The organism is Sphingopyxis flava (assembly GCF_900168005.1).
Lineage (GTDB): Bacteria > Pseudomonadota > Alphaproteobacteria > Sphingomonadales > Sphingomonadaceae > Sphingopyxis > Sphingopyxis flava.
Genome location: NZ_FUYP01000006.1, coordinates 174,401 through 194,457, shown reverse-complemented (window position 1 = coordinate 194,457; position 20,057 = coordinate 174,401). Strand labels below are relative to the sequence as shown.

19 protein-coding genes and 1 pseudogene are annotated in these 20,057 nt (G+C 63.2%); 4 read left to right on the top strand and 16 right to left on the bottom strand.

From position 1 onward, the window contains the following. Window positions 1-313: 313 nt before the first annotated feature. From B5X69_RS07130 to B5X69_RS07120, 3 genes are all read right to left on the bottom strand, one after another. Complete coding sequence (locus tag B5X69_RS07130) at window positions 314-1,543, bottom strand: diaminopimelate decarboxylase (protein ID WP_079637995.1); 1,230 nt, start codon at window positions 1,541-1,543, stop codon at window positions 314-316. Next, window positions 1,543-1,983: an SET domain-containing protein-lysine N-methyltransferase gene (locus B5X69_RS07125; RefSeq protein WP_245798663.1), complete on the bottom strand. Its 441-nt coding sequence runs from the start codon at window positions 1,981-1,983 to the stop codon at window positions 1,543-1,545. Before B5X69_RS07125 ends, B5X69_RS07130 begins: the two co-directional genes overlap by 1 nt. 80 nt (window positions 1,984-2,063) lie before the next feature. Next, window positions 2,064-2,474, bottom strand: coding sequence for an ATP-binding protein (locus B5X69_RS07120; protein WP_079637993.1), 411 nt, complete (start codon window positions 2,472-2,474; stop codon window positions 2,064-2,066). Window positions 2,475-2,600: 126 nt separating this feature from the next. Here B5X69_RS07120 and B5X69_RS07115 point away from each other — a divergent pair, with 126 nt between their 5' ends. Further along, complete coding sequence (locus B5X69_RS07115; protein ID WP_079637992.1) at window positions 2,601-2,933, top strand: STAS domain-containing protein; 333 nt, start codon at window positions 2,601-2,603, stop codon at window positions 2,931-2,933. On the opposite strand, the gene B5X69_RS07110 is transcribed toward B5X69_RS07115, so the two are convergent. From B5X69_RS07110 to B5X69_RS07095, 4 genes are read right to left on the bottom strand one after another with little or no spacing between them, the layout of a single operon-like run. Then, window positions 2,829-4,154 (bottom strand): hypothetical protein, encoded by a 1,326-nt coding sequence (locus B5X69_RS07110; protein WP_079637990.1) that lies wholly within the window; start codon window positions 4,152-4,154, stop codon window positions 2,829-2,831. The two genes, B5X69_RS07115 and B5X69_RS07110, sit on opposite strands and share 105 nt — an antisense overlap. Next, window positions 4,151-4,537 carry a cyclic nucleotide-binding domain-containing protein gene (locus tag B5X69_RS07105; protein ID WP_079637988.1) on the bottom strand — a complete coding sequence of 129 codons (387 nt, stop codon included), beginning with the start codon at window positions 4,535-4,537 and terminating at the stop codon, window positions 4,151-4,153. The genes B5X69_RS07110 and B5X69_RS07105 overlap by 4 nt, the downstream gene beginning before the upstream one ends. Next, the gene (locus B5X69_RS07100; protein ID WP_079637987.1) at window positions 4,534-5,799 is read right to left on the bottom strand and encodes a HAMP domain-containing protein; all 1,266 of its coding nucleotides are present in this window, start codon (window positions 5,797-5,799) and stop codon (window positions 4,534-4,536) included. Before B5X69_RS07100 ends, B5X69_RS07105 begins: the two co-directional genes overlap by 4 nt. Continuing rightward, the gene (locus B5X69_RS07095) at window positions 5,789-8,389 is read right to left on the bottom strand and encodes an MFS transporter (RefSeq protein WP_245798662.1); all 2,601 of its coding nucleotides are present in this window, start codon (window positions 8,387-8,389) and stop codon (window positions 5,789-5,791) included. Before B5X69_RS07095 ends, B5X69_RS07100 begins: the two co-directional genes overlap by 11 nt. A 53-nt stretch (window positions 8,390-8,442) precedes the next feature. Between B5X69_RS07095 and B5X69_RS07090 the strand changes: the two genes are divergently transcribed. After that, on the top strand, window positions 8,443-10,083 hold the full coding sequence (locus B5X69_RS07090) for a PP2C family protein-serine/threonine phosphatase (RefSeq protein WP_245798661.1): 1,641 nt from the start codon (window positions 8,443-8,445) through the stop codon (window positions 10,081-10,083). Here B5X69_RS07090 and B5X69_RS07085 read toward each other — a convergent pair. The 9 genes and pseudogenes from B5X69_RS07085 to B5X69_RS07045 all read right to left on the bottom strand — a co-directional run bounded on the left by B5X69_RS07085 (window position 10,076) and on the right by B5X69_RS07045 (window position 18,880). Next, entirely contained in the window at window positions 10,076-10,831 is a 756-nt protein-coding gene (locus B5X69_RS07085) for a hypothetical protein (protein ID WP_079637985.1), read from the bottom strand. The two genes, B5X69_RS07090 and B5X69_RS07085, sit on opposite strands and share 8 nt — an antisense overlap. A gap of 13 nt (window positions 10,832-10,844) precedes the next feature. After that, the gene (locus B5X69_RS07080) at window positions 10,845-11,564 is read right to left on the bottom strand and encodes a TorF family putative porin (protein WP_079637984.1); all 720 of its coding nucleotides are present in this window, start codon (window positions 11,562-11,564) and stop codon (window positions 10,845-10,847) included. Window positions 11,565-11,994: 430 nt separating this feature from the next. After that, window positions 11,995-12,429: a type II toxin-antitoxin system VapC family toxin gene (locus tag B5X69_RS07075; RefSeq protein ID WP_079637982.1), complete on the bottom strand. Its 435-nt coding sequence runs from the start codon at window positions 12,427-12,429 to the stop codon at window positions 11,995-11,997. Beyond that, window positions 12,426-12,695, bottom strand: a complete 270-nt coding sequence (locus B5X69_RS07070; protein ID WP_079637980.1) for a type II toxin-antitoxin system Phd/YefM family antitoxin — start codon at window positions 12,693-12,695, stop codon at window positions 12,426-12,428. The genes B5X69_RS07075 and B5X69_RS07070 overlap by 4 nt, the downstream gene beginning before the upstream one ends. A gap of 185 nt (window positions 12,696-12,880) precedes the next feature. Continuing rightward, window positions 12,881-13,429 (bottom strand): annotated as a pseudogene (locus B5X69_RS07065) (ISAs1 family transposase); the annotation flags it as partial. Window positions 13,430-13,567: 138 nt separating this feature from the next. Further along, window positions 13,568-14,260, bottom strand: a complete 693-nt coding sequence (locus tag B5X69_RS07060; protein ID WP_079638030.1) for an NnrU family protein — start codon at window positions 14,258-14,260, stop codon at window positions 13,568-13,570. A gap of 62 nt (window positions 14,261-14,322) precedes the next feature. Further along, window positions 14,323-15,624 (bottom strand): amidohydrolase family protein, encoded by a 1,302-nt coding sequence (locus tag B5X69_RS07055; protein ID WP_079637978.1) that lies wholly within the window; start codon window positions 15,622-15,624, stop codon window positions 14,323-14,325. Further along, window positions 15,621-17,033: an amidohydrolase gene (locus B5X69_RS07050; protein WP_176141532.1), complete on the bottom strand. Its 1,413-nt coding sequence runs from the start codon at window positions 17,031-17,033 to the stop codon at window positions 15,621-15,623. The genes B5X69_RS07055 and B5X69_RS07050 overlap by 4 nt, the downstream gene beginning before the upstream one ends. 2 nt (window positions 17,034-17,035) lie before the next feature. Next, entirely contained in the window at window positions 17,036-18,880 is a 1,845-nt protein-coding gene (locus B5X69_RS07045; RefSeq protein WP_079637977.1) for a peptide MFS transporter, read from the bottom strand. Between the two features lie 168 nt (window positions 18,881-19,048). On the opposite strand from B5X69_RS07045, the gene B5X69_RS07040 reads away from it, so the two are divergent. Together B5X69_RS07040 and B5X69_RS07035 are read left to right on the top strand one after the other, a co-directional pair. Next, window positions 19,049-19,630, top strand: coding sequence for a nitroreductase family protein (locus tag B5X69_RS07040; protein ID WP_079637976.1), 582 nt, complete (start codon window positions 19,049-19,051; stop codon window positions 19,628-19,630). A 71-nt stretch (window positions 19,631-19,701) separates the two neighbouring features. After that, the gene (locus tag B5X69_RS07035; protein ID WP_079637975.1) at window positions 19,702-20,049 is read left to right on the top strand and encodes a GntR family transcriptional regulator; all 348 of its coding nucleotides are present in this window, start codon (window positions 19,702-19,704) and stop codon (window positions 20,047-20,049) included. Window positions 20,050-20,057: the final 8 nt, after the last annotated feature.

The following is a 20,057-nucleotide window of genomic DNA, read 5'->3' as shown; positions in this document are numbered from 1 at the left end:
TGCGGAGCTTCTCTTCCGGGGTCCACCGCCTACGGCGCTGAACCCCTCCGAGAACCTCCGCATGCACATAGCTCCTGGGATTACTGTCGGTCATAGGCCTCACTCTTACATAAGTGTGAGGAACTGTCCGGTCATTTTGGAGGCCGCTTCAAACGCCAGAAAGAAGGCCGGTCCCGGTGCGATTCTCGCATTCGATGCGCGAATCAACCATTTTCCTTGATCCAAGGATCAAATAGTGACTTCCAGCGCGTTATAATAAAAGCGTGCCCGGGAAAGCAGGCACAGCAATATCATATATTGCGACGCTGGAGGCTCAAACCATGCGTTCTGCGAAATCTCCTCTCAAGCAATGATTCGAACTCATCGCCGAGCCATATCCGCCGGCATTGAGAAAGGCGATCCGATCGCCTTCGCGCACCAGCGGCATGGCGACGTCGGTGGCCCAGATATCCAGAGCTTCGTTGATGTTCCCGGCAATGGTTACGCGCGCGGTCCCGATTCCACGGTCAGCCTCTTCGATGCAAGGCACCGGTTCGCACGGCAGATCATAGAAAGCAGGCTCCGGATGGAGGTTGAACCCGCCGTCGACATATACGAACCGCGTGTCGCGCTTCCATTCAACGTCTGTCACCGTCAACAGCAGCAGCCCGGCATCCTTGACGATATAATCGCCCGGCTCGACCGCGATGACGATGCCGCGGCCGGCAAAATGGCGCCGCAGAATCGCAGCCCAGCGTTTCAGGTCCAGCGCCCGATCGGTCGGTCGGTGCGGCAGGCCGAGCCCGCCCCCGATGTTTACCACCCGAACCGCAGGCGCCGCATCGAGAAACGAAAGCGCCGCCCCAACCGCAGCATCCCAATCGTCCAGCTGTTCGGTCAGGTAGCCGCAACCGACATGAAAATGCAGCCCCGTCACCTGCAAATCGAACCGGCGCGCCATATCCAGCGCATCCTGCCATTGCTCCCGGTAAATTCCGAATTTCGTCGTCCGGGTGCCGGCATAGGTCAGCTTTTCGGCATCGGCATAGCCGGTGCCCAGCCCCGGATTGACGCGGATGCCGATGCTACGGCCCGGACAGCGTTCGCCGATGCGCCGGATCATCCCGATCGTGTCGCAATTTATGACGAGTCCGTCATGGCACAACAACCGCTCAAGATCGCCGTTCGAAACGCCGGTGCCGGTGAAACTGACGCGTTCGGCGCTGAACCCGCACGCGATGGCGCGGTCAAGCTCCCCTGGCGAACAGATGTCGACCCCGCATCCGCCCATACTCGCCAGCCCTTCGAGCAGCGGCTCAAAGCGGTTCGCCTTCATCGCATAATAGACGCTCGCCTCGCATTCGGTATCGCGCAGCGCCGCGCACACCCGTCCGAGATTGGCCGCGATCCGCGCCATGGAATAGAGATAGAGCGGCGCTTGCACCTTACCCGCGAGGGTCGCGACATCATGCCCCGCGAAAATCAGGCGCCGATCCCGATAGCGCAAATCTTCGCGTTCCCACCAGCGGCACGCGGTCGGCTCGGTTTTCCGTTCAGCCTTCATCAACCGTGCTTCGGCGCCGGTCCGTGTCCCAGTACGCGCCGACCTTCGGCATCGACCGCCTCGCTTCGGCCGGTGACCCAGCGGCGGCAGGCGTCAACGTCGCACGTGCAGGCGAACTGACGGAACAGCACATCCTCGGTCGCGGCATAGTCAATCGTCAACAGATCGCCCGCGGCGATATCGCGCTGCGCGACCAGCTCAAATCGCGCCATGTCCAGCCGGCAATTGGGGTCGCAGCCATGCGAGAGATAACCGATGAAGCGCGTCCCCGAGATGTGCAATCCCGGCCGCACCTGGAGGCTGTGCTGCCGTAACTCCGGCCCGACCTCGCCGCAGAAGCGGTCGAGCACCTCGCCAACCGCGAAGGGGACACGCGCCAGCACGCACAGTCCCAGCCGCGGCCTTTCGGTCACGACCAGCGGAAAGGCATCGTCTTCCATGCGAGCCGATCGTCTTTCACGGTCCATGAACAAATCTGTACCTCCCGGACGCGGCGCAGCCCCTTTGCGGGACCACGGGCCTAATCTACCGAGTATGTCTTAGCGAAACGTAGCCGGTTGCGGTTCCCTTCGCGCGCATAGATCATGCTGTCCACCAGTTTGCGAACGATATGCAAGCCGAGCCCGCCGATCGGTCGATCCTCAACCGGCAGCGAGGTCTCGGGTTCAGAGCACGACAGCGGGTCAAAGGCGGCGCCGTCGTCGATCAGTTCGGCCGCCAGCGTGCCCACCGAGACATTCAGGCGGACGGTCACGGTTGTGGCGCCGCCATGATCGAGGATGTTGCTGACCAGCTCGTCAAATACGACCATCAGAGTCATTATGGCGTCGACCGGCACATCGAGCGACTCCAGATAGGATTCGATCGACCCGAGAAATCCGGCAAAACCGGTTCTTCCATTCGAAAGAGTGCGCTCAAAGTCGCAGTCCATCGCATCGGCTCCCGTCCTGCCTCACTCGATTGCGCACTTCATGGGCGCTGACCCTAATCGAGTGGAAAAATTTGACAACTTCCTCGATAAGGGAACAGACCGAAACCGAGGAGGCGGAAACGAACGATGGAAATCGGCGAAGAAACGAAAGGCGCGGCCCTGCTGTTGACCCTGAACGGCAGGCTGGACAGCAACACCGCCCCCGGACTCGAAGCCGTGCTTCCGGCACGGATCGAGCAGCAGGAAACCACCATTATCGATCTGTCGCATGTCAGCTATGTCAGCTCGGCCGGGCTGCGCGTGTTGCTGAAGGGCGCGAAAACGGCGCGTGCCACCCACCGCCACCTCATTCTGTCAGGATTGTCCGCTTCGGTGCGCGAAGTGTTCGACATCAGCGGCTTCAGCTCGATCTTCGCGATCGAGCCCGACATCGACGCCGCACTCCGCGCCGTCGGCTGAGGACGCCGTCCCGACCAGTGCGATGATCGCATCGGGCGCCAGCAGCACCTCGATATTCGCAAGGATCGCCGCAGGCGCCAGTCCGGCGCTGATCGCGCACCACTCACGAATTTTTGCTTCGGTTTCCGCGTCGGCGAGGACGAGCAACCTCTCCCCCTCCTGGGGGGCCGCAGCGCGCCAGCGCAGATGGACCAACGCATCGAAGCGATAGAGCAACGCAAGGCGTTCGAGCATTGACGTCGCCGCATCGGCGTCGTGACAGCCTTCGATCAGGCGGCGGACATCGTATGCAGCCGCCAGCGCTGCAACATCACCGCAGGCGCGGCAGCATCCGATCACGACCAACCCGTCGTCCGCATCGCCGGCATGAGCAAAAAAACTTCCCGCCGTCACGTCGCCACACATGCGCATCGCGATTTCGCGGCTTTCGTTGGCAAGCCGGATCGGCGGGAACAGCATCGATCGGCTCTTCCGGATTGCATCGTCGCGATCACCCGCGCCTTCGCTGCGCGCAATCGCAGCGGTGCGCCGATCCTCGGCGGCCCGGCGGCTCGTTCGCATCAAACGCGCCGCATCGGCAAGGTCGCGCGCTTCGCGGATGCTCATATCCGCGGCGCGGACATCATATCCCTGTTCGAGCCCGCGGCGGTTGTCGTCAATCTCGCGTGCGATGCGCCGCGCGACCACGGAAGCCAGGAGCAGAGCAAACAGCGCAAGCCCCACCGCTATCAGCGCGATGTCCCTCCGAATGCCGTCCATATGGGCGTCGATCGGTTCGGCATTGAAGCGTGCCGCCACGAAGCGGCCTTTGCCCGCCGGGGCCAGCGCCGTAACCCAGCGATCGCCACGCCGCCTGCTTCCCGACGGGACGCTATAGGCCTTGCCCGGCACGGCGAGAGAGGCGGCATCCCAGCCTACGGAACTGGCCCTTAGCGGCACCAGGCTGCGATCAGGCTGGACGAGATAAAGACCGTCAAGGTCGGTGACATGGCCCAGCGCGGCGCGCAGCGCCTTCGCCCGCACCGGGACCGCAAGCTGCGTCGCAGGCGCGTCCATCTCGCGCACGAACTGCGCCACCGTGACAGCGGTAGTAAGCGCCTGATCCAGCAGCGCGCGTTCCATCTCGGCACGGTCCTGATTATGGAGAAGGAGTCCGTTGATGATCAAGATTCCCAGAAAGAGCGGGATCGCCAGAACTGTGATGGCCGCACGGATCGTCATGCCGACCCCGCTTCGAAAGAGAGAAAGCCTACGATGAAATCGGGGCATTCGCGCGCGAGAGTGAACAGGTGCGGCCGGGCAAGTGACAGGATTTCGGCTCCATCGGGCCCGGCGCGATAGTCGGCGCGAATTGGCAGCCCGAACAGTGTCGAAGCGGCGTCGAAAACCGATGACGCCGGCCCATCCGCAACCAGCGCAGTTCCGTCCATGACCACCATCAGTCGTTCGGCAACCTGCCCGGCAGGCAGCACAATCTCGCCCGGGGCGTGGACGCGCCGGCGGAAATAGCGCGCGACGAGGAGCAACTCCGCCGCAGACAGCCGATCGAACGGCGGATGAACGCCAAGGGCCAGGGCGCGTGCGGCGAGATCGGCCGGGATCATCTCTCGTTCCCTACCCAGAGCAAAAAGGCGCTGCCATCCGGACGCATCAGCGCAACCGGGTCGGCGGGATCGAAGCCGAGCGCCATTTCGGGGGCAAGCGGCAATCGCTGCTCGGCAACCAAGATCGTGACGGCCCGTGTGCCAAGCAACGCCACCCTGCCCGCCGCACCGTCGACGACAAGGCAGTCCCCCTGACGCATGTCGGCCAGACTGCGCCAATCCGCAGCGAGCGCGGGATCGCTCGCAAATCTTCGGGCATGGTGTGTCATCGCGCGATGAGCGAGCACTGTTTCGGGGTCGGCGGGAAAATGGGGAACCCATAATATTCGCTCGCCCTCGGCGATGAGAAGGTTCACGGGAACCAGTTCCTCGCCGGCCAGCAGGGCAGCGCGCGCCGCGGTCTCGCGCGCGTCGAGATCCGCGTCGCGGCGGCGCTCCTCGGCCTCCGTGCGCCGAACCAGCGCCGTCAACGCCCCGGCCAGCCGCTCGACCTCGCGCGGCCCGAAAACCCTGGCCACTGAATGCGCACGTCCGCCCGCGATCTGCAGCATATTGCCGGTCAGCGCCTCCATCGGGTCGGCGATCCGCCGCACGAGCCGCATCGCGACAAGCAGACAGGCGATGATCGAGGCAACCCCGATCATCGCGCTCATGAACAGCGCATTCTGGGTTGCCACCTGAATGACCGAGATATTGACGTCGGCCCCCGCCGAGGCGGCGATGCGCCCGTCTTCGCCCAGCACCGGCGCGGCCGCCGTCTTCAACAGGCCCCACTGCTCCTGATATTCGATCGGCGAGACATAGATTGCGCCGGCTTCCTGGAGCTGTCGCAGGCCGGCGCGGGTTTCGTCGGTCACCTCGTCCGTCGATCCGGGCGGCGAATGCTCCTCGCCCTGCGTACCGTCGAGAACATAATATATGTCCGACGTCCCCCCGAGCACCTGCGTATAAAGATAGGTCAGATTCAGTTGTTGCTGGATGCGCCGTATCGGATCGTTGTTCCGCCGATAGCGCGCAGACATTTCGATCCGGTCCGCATCCTCCCCCGCGCGCGCGGCGCTCATCAGCCGGTCGTGGTCTGCGGGGTCGATCATCGCGCCGGTCAGCGCCGCCACCGTCACCAGCTTGCGATCGAACCCGTCGATGATGGTCGCATAGACGCGCTGATAGACGAAGGCGGCAAGCAGTATCGCCACCACGACCACGGAGGGGAGGAAGCTGCGCAGCAGCAGCGCCTTCAGGGCGATGCCTCTACGCGGCATAGTGCCGGCTATCCCGTGTCTTGAAGAGCACGAGCGCGAGGTCGGGGAAGCGCCCCGCGACTGCGTGGAGATCGTGCCGCGAAATCCATAGGAACTCCGCGCCAGCCTTAGCGTCCAGCGCTGCATCGGCCGGCCTTTCCTGCCGCGCCTTTTCCGCCAGAATCAGCAGCGATTCGAGTGTACTCCCTCCCACCTCGGGATGCCCGGCCAGCGCCGCCAGCCGATCGATCGCGCCGACGCCGGTGCGATCGCTCAATCCGGTAAGCCGCAACAGATGATCGCGCAGCAGCGGGGGCATGCCCGGATGAATTGCGACCTGCACTTTGCGGACGAAACCTGCCATATCGAAACGCGCGTGAATAGCATCTGCGGCAAGCGTCGCCTCGATCGCCTGTCCGCTGCCCAGCGCCGCGTCGAGAATCGCTGCGATATCGCCATTGCCTTCCGGAGTCCGTGTCCTGCGCTCCTGCCGCAAGAGCGGTCCGATCCAGCGGAACAGCGCCGCATCGAGGCCGCTCTCAATGGCCTCGATCGCATTGCCTCTGACTTTTGCATTCGCAGAATGAAGCGAAACGATCAGCAGGTCGAAGTCGGGCAGGCGCCCGCCGACCGCCAGCATTTCAAGTACGAAATCGAGCGCGGCGCCGACCCTTTCGCCTTGCGCTCGTGCAAGCAGCGCTAACGCGCGATGCTCGTCCGCACGGGCTTTGAGCAGAACGGCGCCGTCCTGCAAATCCGCCATCTCCTGCAACTCGTCGCGCACCAGCCGGTCCAGATGCGAGGCGAACTGGGCATAGGAAAGCTCCGCCAGCGCATAGGCGGCAACGATCCGCGAGCGGTAGGACAGCGACCGATCGCCCATGCCAGCGATCAGGGACGGAATTGCGCTCTCACCGATACCCGCGATGATCGAGGCCATCGTTCGGCGGTCGCGTGGATCGAGTGCGGCGGTCGCGAACAGCATGTCGCCGACGCCTTCGCTGTTGCAGGTCCGGCTGATCCTTTCGAGCGTTGCCGCGCGCCCGGCCGCATCCATATCGGGCAGTCGACGCAGGAGCGATGCGACGCACGAGACAGCCGCCAGCCCGTCCGCCGCCTCGACCGCCGGTGCAGCGGTGCGCGCGCGCGTGTCTGCCCGCAATAGACGAAGGGCAAGCTCGGCACGCACGCCACCCGTTCCCGCCACCTCTTCCAGAAACCAGCGCGCATCGGCATCGAGGCGCGGCCCGCCTGCCTCGCGCGTGCCGAAATTCATCCAGCCCTGCCGCATGTTCGCCGTCATCGCCGCGGGATAGAGCTGGCGCAGCAGAATGATCATCGCGACCAGTGCCGCACCCACGATCAGGCCAATGCCCGACAGTTCGCGCATGTCCAACCGGCTGGCGGCATAGATCAGAAAAGCGCCCGCGATCAGACTCGCCAACGGTTCGGCCATGCCCTCGATCATCGTGCGCAGCGGCCGCTTCACCCGCGACGGCACGGCATTGAACAGCAGATTCTGATTGTTGTACTCGATAGAGGTCAGCACGCCATGATAGGCGAAAAACGCCGCCAGTGCCGCGCCGGTTCCGCCTTGCAGAAAGAACCAGCCGAACACCGCGAAATAGGTCAGCGGCTGGACGAAGGCGACGTTGCGCACCCCGAAACGCGCGACGAGCCGGTTGAACAGGAACAAGCAGGCAGCCAAGTTGAACAGATTGGACCCGGCATAGAGAGCGCCGAAAAGTGCCGCGAGTTCCGCTTCGCTGCGGCCCTCCTGCAACACAACCGAATATTGATATTCGGCCAGATTGGTCATCAGCAGCGTGACGAACAGCGTCGCGGTCAGCGCCATCGCATAGCGCGATTTCCCGAATGCCCGCACCACGCCGGCCAGCTGATCGACCGCGCTGCCGGCGTCCGTGCCATCGTCGTTGTCGCTTTCGGCGATCTGCGGCCAGCGACGGCGCAACGTCCGCGCCAGCGGCAGGGCCAGCGCGGCCAGCGCCGCCCAGAGCAGAAAGAAATCCTGCGCCGATAACGCTTCGGCAAACAGGCCAACAACCGACGCGCCTGTCGCGGTCCCCAGCGAGCAAAAGGCCGCGAACAGCGGAAAGAGCCGCTTCGCATCCTGAATGTCGAAATAAGCGTCGGTATAGTTCCAGAACAGCGAATAAAGCGCGATATACCACATCACCAGATAGAGCTTCAGCGCGAAATAGAGCGGCGCCTGCCACGCGTTGGGTACCCCCGCGCCGATCAGGAACCAGAATCCCAGGCCCCCGGCGATCAATATCCCCAGGGTGATATCGACCATGCGGTCGATCGAGGTACGCACCAGAAAATAGGAAAAGAACGCCGTATAGATGATCATCACCACCGGGGTGGCGATGAACACCAGTGGCAGGCGGTCGGCACCGACATGGCTGAGAAAAGCCGCATCGCCCGCGCTGAATCCGACCCCCAGGCCCGCCTGCAACAGAAAGCCGAACAGACCGAACTGCAACAGACGGGACCATTCGCCGCGCTCCACGCGGAACAGACGGTTCAGCACATCGACCAACTTTGTTTTCGCCCCCGCCGAGGGATTGCCCCAATCAAATTTTGCCACGCCCTTCATCCTGGGGCTATCGGTTGCGATCACCTTATCGGAGGACAAACGTCGTGGCGACCCTGGATGGAACACAGCGCAGGCATCGGTTCGGGCTGAAGCCGCAACTCCTCCTCCTTCTCCTGATGCTCAACCTGATGTCGGCCACTATCTATACGGCCGTGCTGTACGGCACCGACCGCGCCGAGATCATGACCGGCATCGACCAGCGGCTGACCGCGGCGGCCAATGCGGTTCGGGAGATGATACCGGCGGGCTATCATGACCGCGTCGCCGGCCCCGATACGATCCCGCAGGCGGAATACCGTATGATCCAGGACCGCCTGTCGCGCTTCGCCAACGATTCGGGTTTTACCTATGTCTATACCTATATGAAGTTCGGCGACCGTATCCGCACGGTCGCAACCAGTGCGACGCCGGAGGAGATAGCGGCGGGCGCCGAGACGAAATATTTCACCCTCTACGACACCGCCCCCGCCAAACTCTATCGCAGCTTCGCCGATGGCCGGGTGCGATTCGACGAATATAGCGATTCCTTCGGCCGCTTCCGTTCGATCTACAGACCTGTCACCGATGCCGATGGCCGCGTTCACGTCATCGGCGCGGACATCGACCTTGCCCGGCTCGACCAGCGGCTACACGATGCCTTGGTCAAATCCATTTCAATCGGCCTCGTCCTCTTCGCCTTTTCGATGGCGGTCGGGTGGATACTCGTCTCGAGGATCGTCGCGCCGCTCGTCCGGCTGACCTCCTTCACCCGCAATATGGAGACGCGCAGCTTTCAGGCGGATACCGAGGAAATGGCGGCCATGCAACAGATCAGCGACAGCCGCGGCGACGAGGTCGGCAGCCTTGCCGAAGCGATGGCCGCGATGATCGCGAGGCTGCAACGCTATCTCGTCGAAGTGGAAGAGGCGACTGCGGCGCGCGAGCGTGTCGAAGGCGAATTGTCGGCAGCACGCGATATTCAGGCGGGGATGTTGCCACGCGTCTTCCCGCCATTTCCCGACCGCAGCGACCTCGACGTCTTTGCCTTGCTCGAGCCCGCGAAACAGGTCGGCGGTGACCTGTATGATTATTTCTTCATCGATCAGGACCGGCTTTTCTTCGTCGTCGGCGACGTGGCCGGCAAGGGCGTTCCCGCAGCCCTGTTCATGGCAATGACGACAACGCTGTTCAAGGCGCACGCGGTAATCGGCGCGCCGATCGGTGCGATCATGGAACGGATCAACCGCGAACTCGCGCGCGACAATCCAGGCGAGATGTTCGTGACGATATTTGCCGGAATACTCGATCTGCGTACCGGGGTTGTCGACTATAGCGATGGCGGGCATGAAGCGCCGTTCATCGTCCGCGCCGATGGCTCTGTCGAGCGCCTGGAAAAGCATCAGGGCATGGCGCTTGGCGTGTTCAATGACGTGCCATATCAAACCGGCAGCTTTCCCCTCGGCAGAGGCGATGCGCTCGTCCTGTTTACCGATGGCGTGTCAGAGGCCACCGCCGCCGACGATGCGCTGTTCACCACCGCGCGGATCGCCGACGCGCTGGCGGCGGCAAGGGCGGAGTTCAGCGCGCGATGTATCGCGGAAGGCCTGGCCGAAAGCGTGCGCGCCTTTGTCGGCACGGTCCCGCAGTCGGACGACATCGCAATCCTTGCGGTCTGTTATGAAGGTGCGCAGGAAAAACTCAGCTAAATCGTACCGGCGGGCGGTCGAAACCATGGGCTTCGCGCAGGTGGCGGCGCATGCTGTCAATCTGCTCACGCAACATGTCCGCCGATGCCGGGCGCGCACTCGCGGAGGGTAGCCGATCTGCCGTGTCCTCTGCGTCGTTCATCCAGACGATCGGATAGGGGCGGTCGAACATCACCCCCTTCAAGCGTTCCTGCCCGGCGAGAAACAATATGAGATCGCCCATATTTCTCGCCTGCAACAGCATCTCCAGCAGGTCGAGTGACAGGATCAGGCTGTCAGGCCGGGCATATTTCGACAGACGGAAACCAAGATCGAGATCGGGACCGATGAAGTCGAGATGCGGCGCCGCATCGCTCGACGACAGTTCGGGAATTTCGAGTGCGATATTGTAATCCGAAAAATCGGCGAGCCACGCCGTCCCCTTGAGCCGTAACGGCAACGCATCGAAATGCTCCGCCTGATAGAGCCGCATGGTGCGCAGCAGAACGCGCAGTATTGCGACGGCTTCCTCGGCACTGGACGGTTGGGCGGTAAAGATGACCTCGTCACCCATCGCCTTCCACACGTCGACCGCGGGTGTTTCCTCCCGGTCCAGAAATTCAAAGCCGATCTGTCCCGCCAGCATCAACGGAAAATGCGTGAAAAAGGTACGGAAAATGGTCAGCCAGCCGTCCTCACCGCGCAACGGAGCGGACGCCTTGAAGGCTGTCGAACCCACCATGTCCACCGAGAGAAAAAGTCGAAACATGCCCGGCTCGCGATCAGAATGACGCCGTTAGTCTGGCAATGGCACCCGCTTTCGCCAGTCGCCCGGCTTCCCCCGCGCCCGAATAATTGCTGTCGACATAGGACAGCGACGCGGTGAGCGCGCCAGTCGAATAGGAAACGCCTGCTTCCCAGTCCAGCTTGCAATCATAGACGTCGCCGTTTTCGCGGCCGAAATGGCCGAACAGGCTCGCGCCCGTATCGCCGATCGGAACCTCCGCCTTGGCCGCGAGATAGAAATTGTCGCCGCCGAAATTATCCTGTTTCGGCACCCACCCCAGATCGACCCCGACCGTCGCCGGGCCGATCGCCGTGCCCAGGCTGCCCATCAATTCGGCATAATCGACGCCATGTCCGCCGGGATAGACATAGGCCAGCGCTGTTACCGAATAATCGATCCCCGCCGACGAGCCGCCATATCCGGCGTATAAATCGACTTCGGTGTGCGAGCCGCCATATCGGGAAATGCTTGACGCCCATATGCCGGCGAACAGGCCACTTTCGTGACCGACATCGACCCCGCCCTGGATTGCGGGGTTCTTTTCCGACAGGCTGATCCCGCGAAAGCGATAATCAGAGGTCACGCCGACATTGCCCGAAATGTCCCACGCGGTTCCAGCCGCTTCTCCGGCCTCTTCGGCCTGAACCGGATGCGCGGCGATTGCCGCCGCCAGCAAACTCCACGCCGCAACTCTTGTCACCTTGTTCAAATCCATAGGCTCTGCCCCCAGCGCAATCGAACCTCTGCTAAAGGTTTCGGGATAAGCAAGTGTGAACCAAATCACAGCCTCTGCTGATCGCTCCCGAATTTCAGTACGAAACAGAGTAATGCATGCGGATCGACGCTCTATTGCGCGTCAGGCGGTGCCAGATCAAATTTCCGTCGCGGGAAGATATAACCTGGGGCGTGCCCAAGAACCCGGCCCGGCCACTCTAAGGTCTGCTGCCGGTTTGGTGGACACCGAGATAGGGTGTTGCCACCTATCGGGTAGTCTGAAAGGTTCAGATTGCCACTTGCAGCGAATTATAACAAAGCTGTGCCCGCGAACCCGGGCTCCGCCTACTCGCGGCAGAGGCGCTGCTGGTCGGCGATCGACGCCGAACTCTGCTCGTCGGACGAATAGCGGGCATAGAGCGCGGCGCGGATCATGTTTGGCCTCCGCGCGACCGCGGATTGAAGAGACGAATGCCGGTCACCTCGAAATCGGCGACATTACGCGTGACAAGCATCAACTGGTGCCGTTTCGCTGTCGCGGCATTGAAGGCGTCCATTGCCCCGATGGGACGGCCCACGGCCTGCGCCGCCGCCACGATCCGCCCCCATGCGTCGGCGGTCTCGGCATCGACGGGCAGGAGGCGATCATCGAACCGCAGGGGCAATTGCTCGCTCAACCACAGATCGAGCGCCGACTTGCGCCGCCCCGCATCGAGACGTTCGACCCCGTGTTGCAGTTCGGCGAGCGACACGATGCTCAAATGGAGCTGCTCTTCGTCGATTGAGGCGAGCCAGTCCATCACGCCAGCATCGGGGCGCGGCTTTGCGCCTTCGGAAATGACATTGGTATCGAGCAGGAAACTCACAGCGAAGTCTCGCGCACGCCGCCCTCAAGCCGCTCGACCTCAAGGCCCGAACCGCGCAGCGGCGAAGCCAGAATGAAATCGGCGAAGCTGCCCATCAGCTCGCGCCGCTGCGTATTCTCCCAAAGCTCGGCATCGACGACGACCGCGCTCTTGCCGTTGCGGGTAATCGCCTGCGGCCCTTTGCGGCGCGCCTTGTCGATGACCTCGCTCAGCTTGGCCTTGGCCTGGGCGACGGTCCACGTATCGGACGGAACTTCAGCATTCATAACCATAACTCCATCATCTATGGTTATATTAGTCATTATGGTCATTGCGTCGAGCGGCGCTATCGTTTCGGCCAGGGGAATCGCTTCAGGTTAACGCGGTGTCTTGTGTGAGGGGTTTTTGGAGGTAGTCTGGGTTGGGATTGACGAGTTTTCGGCGGCCCTTGAGGCTGTACTTATTGTCCTGAGCGCACCAGCTTCATCGCGATGGGTTTGACGACGGCCATATTTTGGGACCCGGATCCGATTCTGAGGCGCGCAAGATCGTCATGGAAGACGACATCGAGGACCCAGTGAAGCCGGATTTCAATGCCCCAGATCTGGTCGGCGGGCGGATCGGCAAAGAAGCGGACCACATCTTTATGGGTGGCAGGCCGGTTGGCTTTGAGCGCCAGCAGATAATCGCCCCCCTTCGCCCCAATCTTTTCGGCGATCTCGCTCTGGGTCCTCATGGCGTCGGTCGTCACCAGCGCGCCCTTGAGCTCCAGTCGCTCGAGCAAGCGCGGGATGGCGACGATCTCGTTCGATATATGCTCGTTGGCGTCCTGCCCAAGGACCAGACGCTGGCGCGTCGCCCAGGCTGATACAATGTGCAGCGGAGCGCGGCCGCGGCCGCGGTCATGCGACCGGCGCGAGGTCCTGCCGTCGATCGCGATGATGTCCGGTTCCTGCTCGCGAAGCCTCTCTACCCAGCTTGCAAAGCAGGATTTGAGCAGGTCCTCGTCGATCGCGTTCAGAAAAATGATCCAGTACAATACAGTGCCGACCATCAAATGCCCCTTCCAAATGTGGAGCACCCCTGAATCAGCTCAGCACTTCAAACACTACCCCAATTTGTTAACCTGAAGCGATGCCCTGCTCCTAGGCAGCGGCATCTAGCTGATCCAGCGCCAGATACCGGCCGCCATATAACCAAGCGCACCGTGGGCCCAGGTTGCAGCGATCCAGACGAGAATGCCGCCAAACAGCGCGTGCGGCCGCGGGATGGTGTCGCCCCACGGCGTCGTACCGCGGATTTGCCGCGCGAAGGGCACGAAACTCGTGCGCGCCGCCCAGTGCCGCCACGTATCGCCCATCAGCCGCGCCTTTTTCACATCCTGCCCCGCCGCTCCGACGAGCGCGAGAAAGGCGATGGCTGCCGATAGCACGAACTGCCCGGGCGTCGGCATGACAAGCGCGTGGGCAAGCGCCCACAGCGAAAAGCCCCACATCATCGGGTGACGCGTGATCGCATAGACACCGCGCGGCGCGCCCTGGGCAGCGAAGGCGGCGCCCGGCGCTGGCAACGCCGGGTTTCCTACCAGCGAGCCCATGAAGAGAATGCTCGCAATGAGGACGACCAGCGATGCGATCGCCCAAAGCGCATCGCCTGCGGCCCAGAGCGGCGGCTCAGGCGGCATGCCGCGCCACGCCTGCACGACGAGGATGAATGTAGCGAGCGCCACGATGGAATAGACGATCTGAAACGATCGTTCGCCCATGCGCCCTGCGAGCGGCGCGCGCAGCGGGTGCGACAGCAGGAGGTGCGAGCCCACGAACAGGATGCAGGTCACGATCAGCAAGGTCATCGGTTCCACGGCCCCTTACCTCTCTTTTCGGCGCCGCGCCCGCTTGGCGCGGTTTTTATGCCTCACCAATCATAGGCGTTCGGCATCGCATCTTCCACCGGATTGGCGTAGCGGTCGCGCAGCCGGTCCTGCCGCGTCGTCAGCGGCTGGCGCTTGCCGTCGATCCAGATCGCTCGCGGGCGGCTGCCGAGCTCGAGCGGGTCCTTGTCCCAGATCACGACATCGCCAACGCGCCCCGGCCGCAGCGAGCCGATCTCGCCGTCCATTCCGACCGCGCGCGCGGGAGCGCTGCTGATGGAGGCGAAGGCCTGATCCCAGCTGAGCCCGCTCGCTCCCGGCATTTTGGCCAGCCCGACCAGATTGCCTGCATATTGCGTTGCATAGCCCATTTTATGCGCGTCGTCGTCGTCAAAGACCCCGACCGAAACGTCGATACCCGCAGCTTTCATCCGCCCGGCGTTCGACTGCGTTGCTCCCAATCGCTCGAAGCTGCCAGGAAGGTCGGTGAGCGGTGAGACGAGGACCGGCACCTTTGCCGCGGCAATCTCGCGCGCCACCATCCAGCCCTCGGTCGCACCGACCAGCACCAGCTTCAGCGCCGGAAAATCCCCTTTGAGCTTGAGCACGTTCAAGATGTCGGCGGCCCGGTCGACGCGCACGAACAGCGGCGTCGCCCCCTCGATGACGCGTATGAGCGCGTCTGCGTCGGCGCGCTGGATCATCGCGTCATTGCCCCATTCGGCAAGCGCCGCCGGATTGCGCGCATAGCTTCGGGCTGCGAGCAATTGCTCGCGAAAGAGCAGGAAGGTCGCGGCCCGGCTTCCGCCCGCCTTCGCCGACCCTGCCTCCCCAAAGGCAACAAATTGCAGCGCGCGCGGGCGCGTCACCATGTCCATGTCGTCGGCGAGATCGACGACCGCCCCCTGTCCAGCAAACAGATTGCTGCTGCCGCCGGGCGCAACGATCGCGCGGGTGACGCCGGCGGCCCGGTTCACCGCGATCGGGGACCCCATCGGATTGAGCGCAGGCGCGATATCGAGCCCAGCTGAAAAGCGCGTGCGCGGCGCCGAGCGGTCGTTCGTCCCGCTGACCGCGTCGACCTCGGTCAGTCCGACACGGCTGAATGCGGCGACGATGCCCGGAGTGACGTAATGCCCCTCCGCGTCGACGCGCTCGATCCCGGCGGGAATTTGAATGTTCGCGCCAGCGGAGACGATCTTGCCGCCGCGCACGACCACTGTCCCACCTGCGATCGGCGGGCTGCCATCCCCGATGACAAGCGTCGCATTGACGACCGCGACATCCTGCGCCGCGGCAGGCAAAGCCAGAAGGGCAGCAGCAGAAAGCAGGAGGGCACGGATCATTTCACATCCCCTTCGCCTGGCTGACCCAGCTCGAAATCGCTCACCGGGCGCCGTTTTGCGTCCATAGCGTCGAACATCAGCGCGCCATCGATCCACACTTTTTCAGGGCGCGTGTAGGCGCTGAAGGGATTGCCGTTCCACAGCACCACGTCCGCCATCTTGCCGGGCTTTAGGCTACCCGTCTTGTCCGCTATGCCGAGCGCCTTTGCGGGATTGTAGGAGAGCCAGCTCCACGCCTGCGCGTCGCTGATCTCCATTCCCATCCGGCGCCCGGCCGCGAGCGCCTTGGCAGCTTCCTGATTGAGCCGCTGGATCTGGTTCTCATCGTCCGAGTGAACGATGGCGCAGGCGCCCGCCCGGTTCACCAGCGCGATATTCTCGGGCACTGAATCATAGGCTTCCATCTTGAAGCCCCACCAGTCGGCCCACATCGCGGCGCAAATGCCCTCCTTCTCCAAAAGGTCGGCGATCTTATAGGCCTCGACCGCGTGGTGGAATGCCGTCACCTTGTACCCAAACTCGCGCGCCATATCGATGACGAACGCCATTTCGTCGGCCCGGTAGCAGTGATTGTGAACCAGGATCTCGCCCGCGAGCACCCCGGCGAGCGTCTCCATGGCAAGGTCACGGTCGACGGCCTTTCCCGCGTCGAGCTTCTTCTTGTAGGCCGCCGCCTTCGCCCAGGTCGCCCGGTCGACCGCAAAATTGCCCATGCGGGTCGAGGGCATCCTGCCCTTGCCGCCATAGACGCGCTTTGGATTCTCGCCGCACGCCATCTTGAGCCCATAAGGAGCGCCGGGGAATTTCATCCCCTGGACGGTGCGCGCCGGCACATTCTTCAGCACCACCGAGCGACCCCCGATGAGGTTCGCGCTGCCCGGAAGAATCTGCAGCGTCGTGACCCCGCCATTGGCGAGTGCGCGCGTGAAGCCGGGGTCCTGCGGCCAGACGCTATGCTCGGCCCATACCTCGGGCGTCGTCGGGCTCGTCGCCTCGTTGCCGTCGCTGTGCGCATCGACGCTGGGGGTCGGATAGTCGCCGAGATGGCTGTGGACGTCGATCACGCCCGGGGTCAGAAACTTGCCCGTCCCGTCGATCAGCTGCGCGTCAGCGGGGATCGGCAGGTCCGCGTCCCCGATGCCTGCGACCTTGCCTTCGGCGAGCACGACCGTTCCATTGTCGATCCGCCCGCCCTCGCCGTCGAACACCGTCACGCCGCGCACCGCGGTGACGCGGCCCGGATAGGCATGATAGGTCGATGGATAAGGGTCCTTGCTGAACCGGTCGGCCTTCTTCTCGGCCGGCGCCGGCGCGTCACGTGCCGATTTTGTGTCCTGCCCGGCGGCCGCACAACCCGCAAGTGCCAGCGACACGGCGGCAAGCAGGCCGCCTTTCGTCCTCCGCCGCACGATCAGGACGCGGGCTTGGGTTCGGGGTGGACGCCGCCCGCCTGCGGTTCGGCAAGTTCGCTCGATCCAGCGACATCCTCCTCACGGTCGCGCAGCGTGTCGAGGTGCATCCACTTCTTCACGATCGGCGACAGCGCCAGAACGACGACGCTGACCCCGAGCGTGATCCAGCCGATCTCGTTATAGATGGCGAGCGTCGCCTCCTTGGTCATCTCGCCGCTCTCACCGCCTGTCGCTTCGCCGATCTTGCCCGCGACGAAATTACCGACGGCCGTCATGTAGAACCAGGCACCCATGATCAAGGAAGCCATGAACGAGGGCGCGAGCCGGTTCATGGCGCTGAGACCGACCGGCGAGAGGCAAAGCTCGCCCGTGGTGTGGAGCAGATAGAGGAGAAAGACGAAGATCACCGGCGTGAGCGCCTCGGGCCCGACACTTCGCGCGCCCCAGACGAACACGAGAAAGCCGAGACCGACCTGCGCGAGCGCCAGGGCGAATTTGGCGGGTGCCGAGGGTTCAAGTCCGCGCTTGCCCAGAACCTGCCACAGCGTCGCGAAGACGGGAGCAAAGAGGATGATGTAGATCGGGTTGATCGACTGGAAAAGCGATGCTGGAACCGATCCGATATCAACATAGCGGTCAGTATAGAGATTGAAGCTGCCCCCCGCCTGTTCGAACAGACCCCAGAACAGCGGATTGAGCCCGATCAGGAACAGGATGGCATAGATGCGGTCGCGCGCATGATGCTCGATGCGGAATTTCTCGATCGCCAGCCCGGCAAGGACGACGACCATGCCGATGATGTAGATCAACTGCGCAATCGTCAGGCCGATGACCCTCGCGCCATCATCCGACAGCGGAAGCCCGAGCGCGTCCGACAATGGCAGGAACAGCATAGCGGCCATACCGGCGATCAGAATGGCGCGGCTGTCGCCGGGGGCCTTCGCGATCTTGCCATAAGGCAGCTGCAGCGCCGCGACCGCGGCGACATAGACAAGGAGCAGCGAGCCTGAGACGAGCAGCAGATTCTGGATCACGTCCTGATACTGGATGAGGCCCCACATCACGAACACAGCGGCAACGCCAGTGCCATAGAGCGCCCATTCCTTTTGCCGGCTGAGCGGTGCCGGCGCCTCGCCCGCGCCGAGCAGCACCCGCTTGCCCAGAACAAAGACGATGAGCCCGGCAATCATGCCGATGCCCGCAAGCCCGAAGCCATAGGCCCAGCCCAACTTCTGCCCCAGATAGCCGACAAGGATGGTACCGATCGCCGCGCCCGAGTTGATGCCCATATAGAAGATGGTGTAGGCGGCATCGCGGCGCATGTCGGTCAGGCGGTAGAGCTGACCGACCATAACCGAGATGTTCGCCTTCAAAAATCCGGACCCGACGATGATCAGCGCCAGCGCAAGCCAGAATATGTTGATCGTCGGGTCATCCTGACCGCCCACGCCCTCGAAGGCCATGAACAGATGGCCGAAGGCGAGCAGGACGCCGCCGAACAGCACCGCCTTGCGCTGTCCCAAATAGCGGTCGGCGAGATAGCCGCCGAGCACCGGCGTGATATAGACGAGGCTGGTATAGGCTCCATAGATCAGGTTCGACTTGCCATCGGAAAACAGCCAGTGCTGCGTCAGATAGAGGATCAGCAGCGCGCGCATGCCGTAGTAGGAGAAGCGCTCCCACATCTCGGCGAAGAAGAGCATGTAGAGGCCCTTGGGATGGCCGGCGAACTCAGGCTTGCGACCGGCGGCAATCAGCGCGCCGATGGTCAGGAACGCGCCCAATACCACCAACGCGATGACGAAGGTCCAGTCTCCCCCGTCCCAAAGGCTCATGTCTTTCATGCGAATGCGTCCTCTTGTCGCTCAATTTCTTTTGCGGCCGTACGCCGCCTATATCCGGCCAACCTAGCGCGTAAATTGCGCAATGGAAGAATCTAATTGCGCGTGAAACCGGTTGGCGGGGGCCCCACCCGCTTGCGAAGGGCTCGCAAAGCGCCCACATGCGCCGCCATGTTCAACGACAGATCATCGCTCCGCTCCCACCTCGCCACCCGCCGCTCGGGAAAAGCACGCGAGATGATCGCCCCCGGACCCGGTGCCGACGAGCTCAGGGACATTATCGGCCTTGCGCTGCGCACGCCCGATCACGGCAAGCTTGCGCCGTGGCGGATCGTCACGGTCGCGGGCGATCAGCGCGAGACCTTCGCCGCCCTGCTCAAACGCGCGTGGGTGGGAGAGAATCCGGGCGCTGCCGGCATGGATCTTACGGCGCTCGATCAGTTCGCGCACCAGGCGCCGACTTTGCTCGTGCTGATCTCGGCCCCGGTGGTCGGCGCGAAAATCCCGGTCTGGGAGCAGCAGATGTCCGCGGGCGCGGTCGGCATGAATCTGCTCCACGCCGCGCATGCGCATGGTTTTGTCGGGAGCTGGCTTACAGGCTGGGCGGCCTATAGCCCCGACGTCGCGGCCGCTTTCGGCGTTGGCGAAGGCGAGCGGATTGTCGGCTATTTCTTTTTGGGCTCGCCGGGTGAACCGCTCAAAGAGCGGCCACGACCGGAATATGATGATGTCGTAAGCGCCTGGGACATATAATTTCACAGTACTGCCTCGCGGAGCAATGATCGCGATTTGACTGTGCTGCTGTCTTATGGCATTAAGTCGGCATGCTCGACCAGACCAAACCCGTGTACCAGCGTCTTCGCGACGTGATAGCCAACGCCATTCTCGAGGGAACCTACCGCGACGGCGACATGTTGCCCTCGGTGCGTTCGCTCGCGGCCGAGGAAGGGGCGAATCCGCTCACCGTCGCCAAGGCATACCAGACGTTTCAGGACGAGGGGCTGGTGACGGTCAAGCGCGGCGTGGGGATGTTCGTCGCGGCGGGAGCGACCGACCGGCTGCGCGAGCTCATGCGCGAGGATTTTTTGACCAATATCTGGCCGCCCGTCGCCCAGCAGATCCGGCGCATCGGTCTCGATGCGCGCACGCTCCTCGACCTCACCGAGGCTTGAGCGAAGGG

Bases quoted from the DNA above. Each gene is read 5' to 3' on its own strand.
- B5X69_RS07060 (WP_079638030.1), bottom strand. From the start codon at position 14,260: ATGACCTTGCTGATCGTGACCTGCATCCTGTTCGTGGGCTCGCACCTC.
- B5X69_RS07130 (WP_079637995.1), bottom strand. From the start codon at position 1,543: ATGAAGGCTGAACGGAAAACCGAGCCGACCGCGTGCCGCTGGTGGGAA.
- B5X69_RS07100 (WP_079637987.1), bottom strand. From the start codon at position 5,799: ATGCCGCGTAGAGGCATCGCCCTGAAGGCGCTGCTGCTGCGCAGCTTC.
- B5X69_RS07040 (WP_079637976.1), top strand. From the start codon at position 19,049: ATGTTCAACGACAGATCATCGCTCCGCTCCCACCTCGCCACCCGCCGC.
- B5X69_RS07045 (WP_079637977.1), bottom strand. From the start codon at position 18,880: ATGAAAGACATGAGCCTTTGGGACGGGGGAGACTGGACCTTCGTCATC.
- B5X69_RS07035 (WP_079637975.1), top strand. From the start codon at position 19,702: ATGCTCGACCAGACCAAACCCGTGTACCAGCGTCTTCGCGACGTGATA.
- B5X69_RS07080 (WP_079637984.1), bottom strand. From the start codon at position 11,564: ATGGATTTGAACAAGGTGACAAGAGTTGCGGCGTGGAGTTTGCTGGCG.
- B5X69_RS07120 (WP_079637993.1), bottom strand. From the start codon at position 2,474: ATGGACTGCGACTTTGAGCGCACTCTTTCGAATGGAAGAACCGGTTTT.
- B5X69_RS07055 (WP_079637978.1), bottom strand. From the start codon at position 15,624: ATGATCCGTGCCCTCCTGCTTTCTGCTGCTGCCCTTCTGGCTTTGCCT.
- B5X69_RS07110 (WP_079637990.1), bottom strand. From the start codon at position 4,154: ATGACGATCCGTGCGGCCATCACAGTTCTGGCGATCCCGCTCTTTCTG.
- B5X69_RS07105 (WP_079637988.1), bottom strand. From the start codon at position 4,537: ATGATCCCGGCCGATCTCGCCGCACGCGCCCTGGCCCTTGGCGTTCAT.
- B5X69_RS07085 (WP_079637985.1), bottom strand. From the start codon at position 10,831: ATGTTTCGACTTTTTCTCTCGGTGGACATGGTGGGTTCGACAGCCTTC.
- B5X69_RS07115 (WP_079637992.1), top strand. From the start codon at position 2,601: ATGGAAATCGGCGAAGAAACGAAAGGCGCGGCCCTGCTGTTGACCCTG.
- B5X69_RS07125 (WP_245798663.1), bottom strand. From the start codon at position 1,983: ATGGAAGACGATGCCTTTCCGCTGGTCGTGACCGAAAGGCCGCGGCTG.
- B5X69_RS07070 (WP_079637980.1), bottom strand. From the start codon at position 12,695: ATGAATGCTGAAGTTCCGTCCGATACGTGGACCGTCGCCCAGGCCAAG.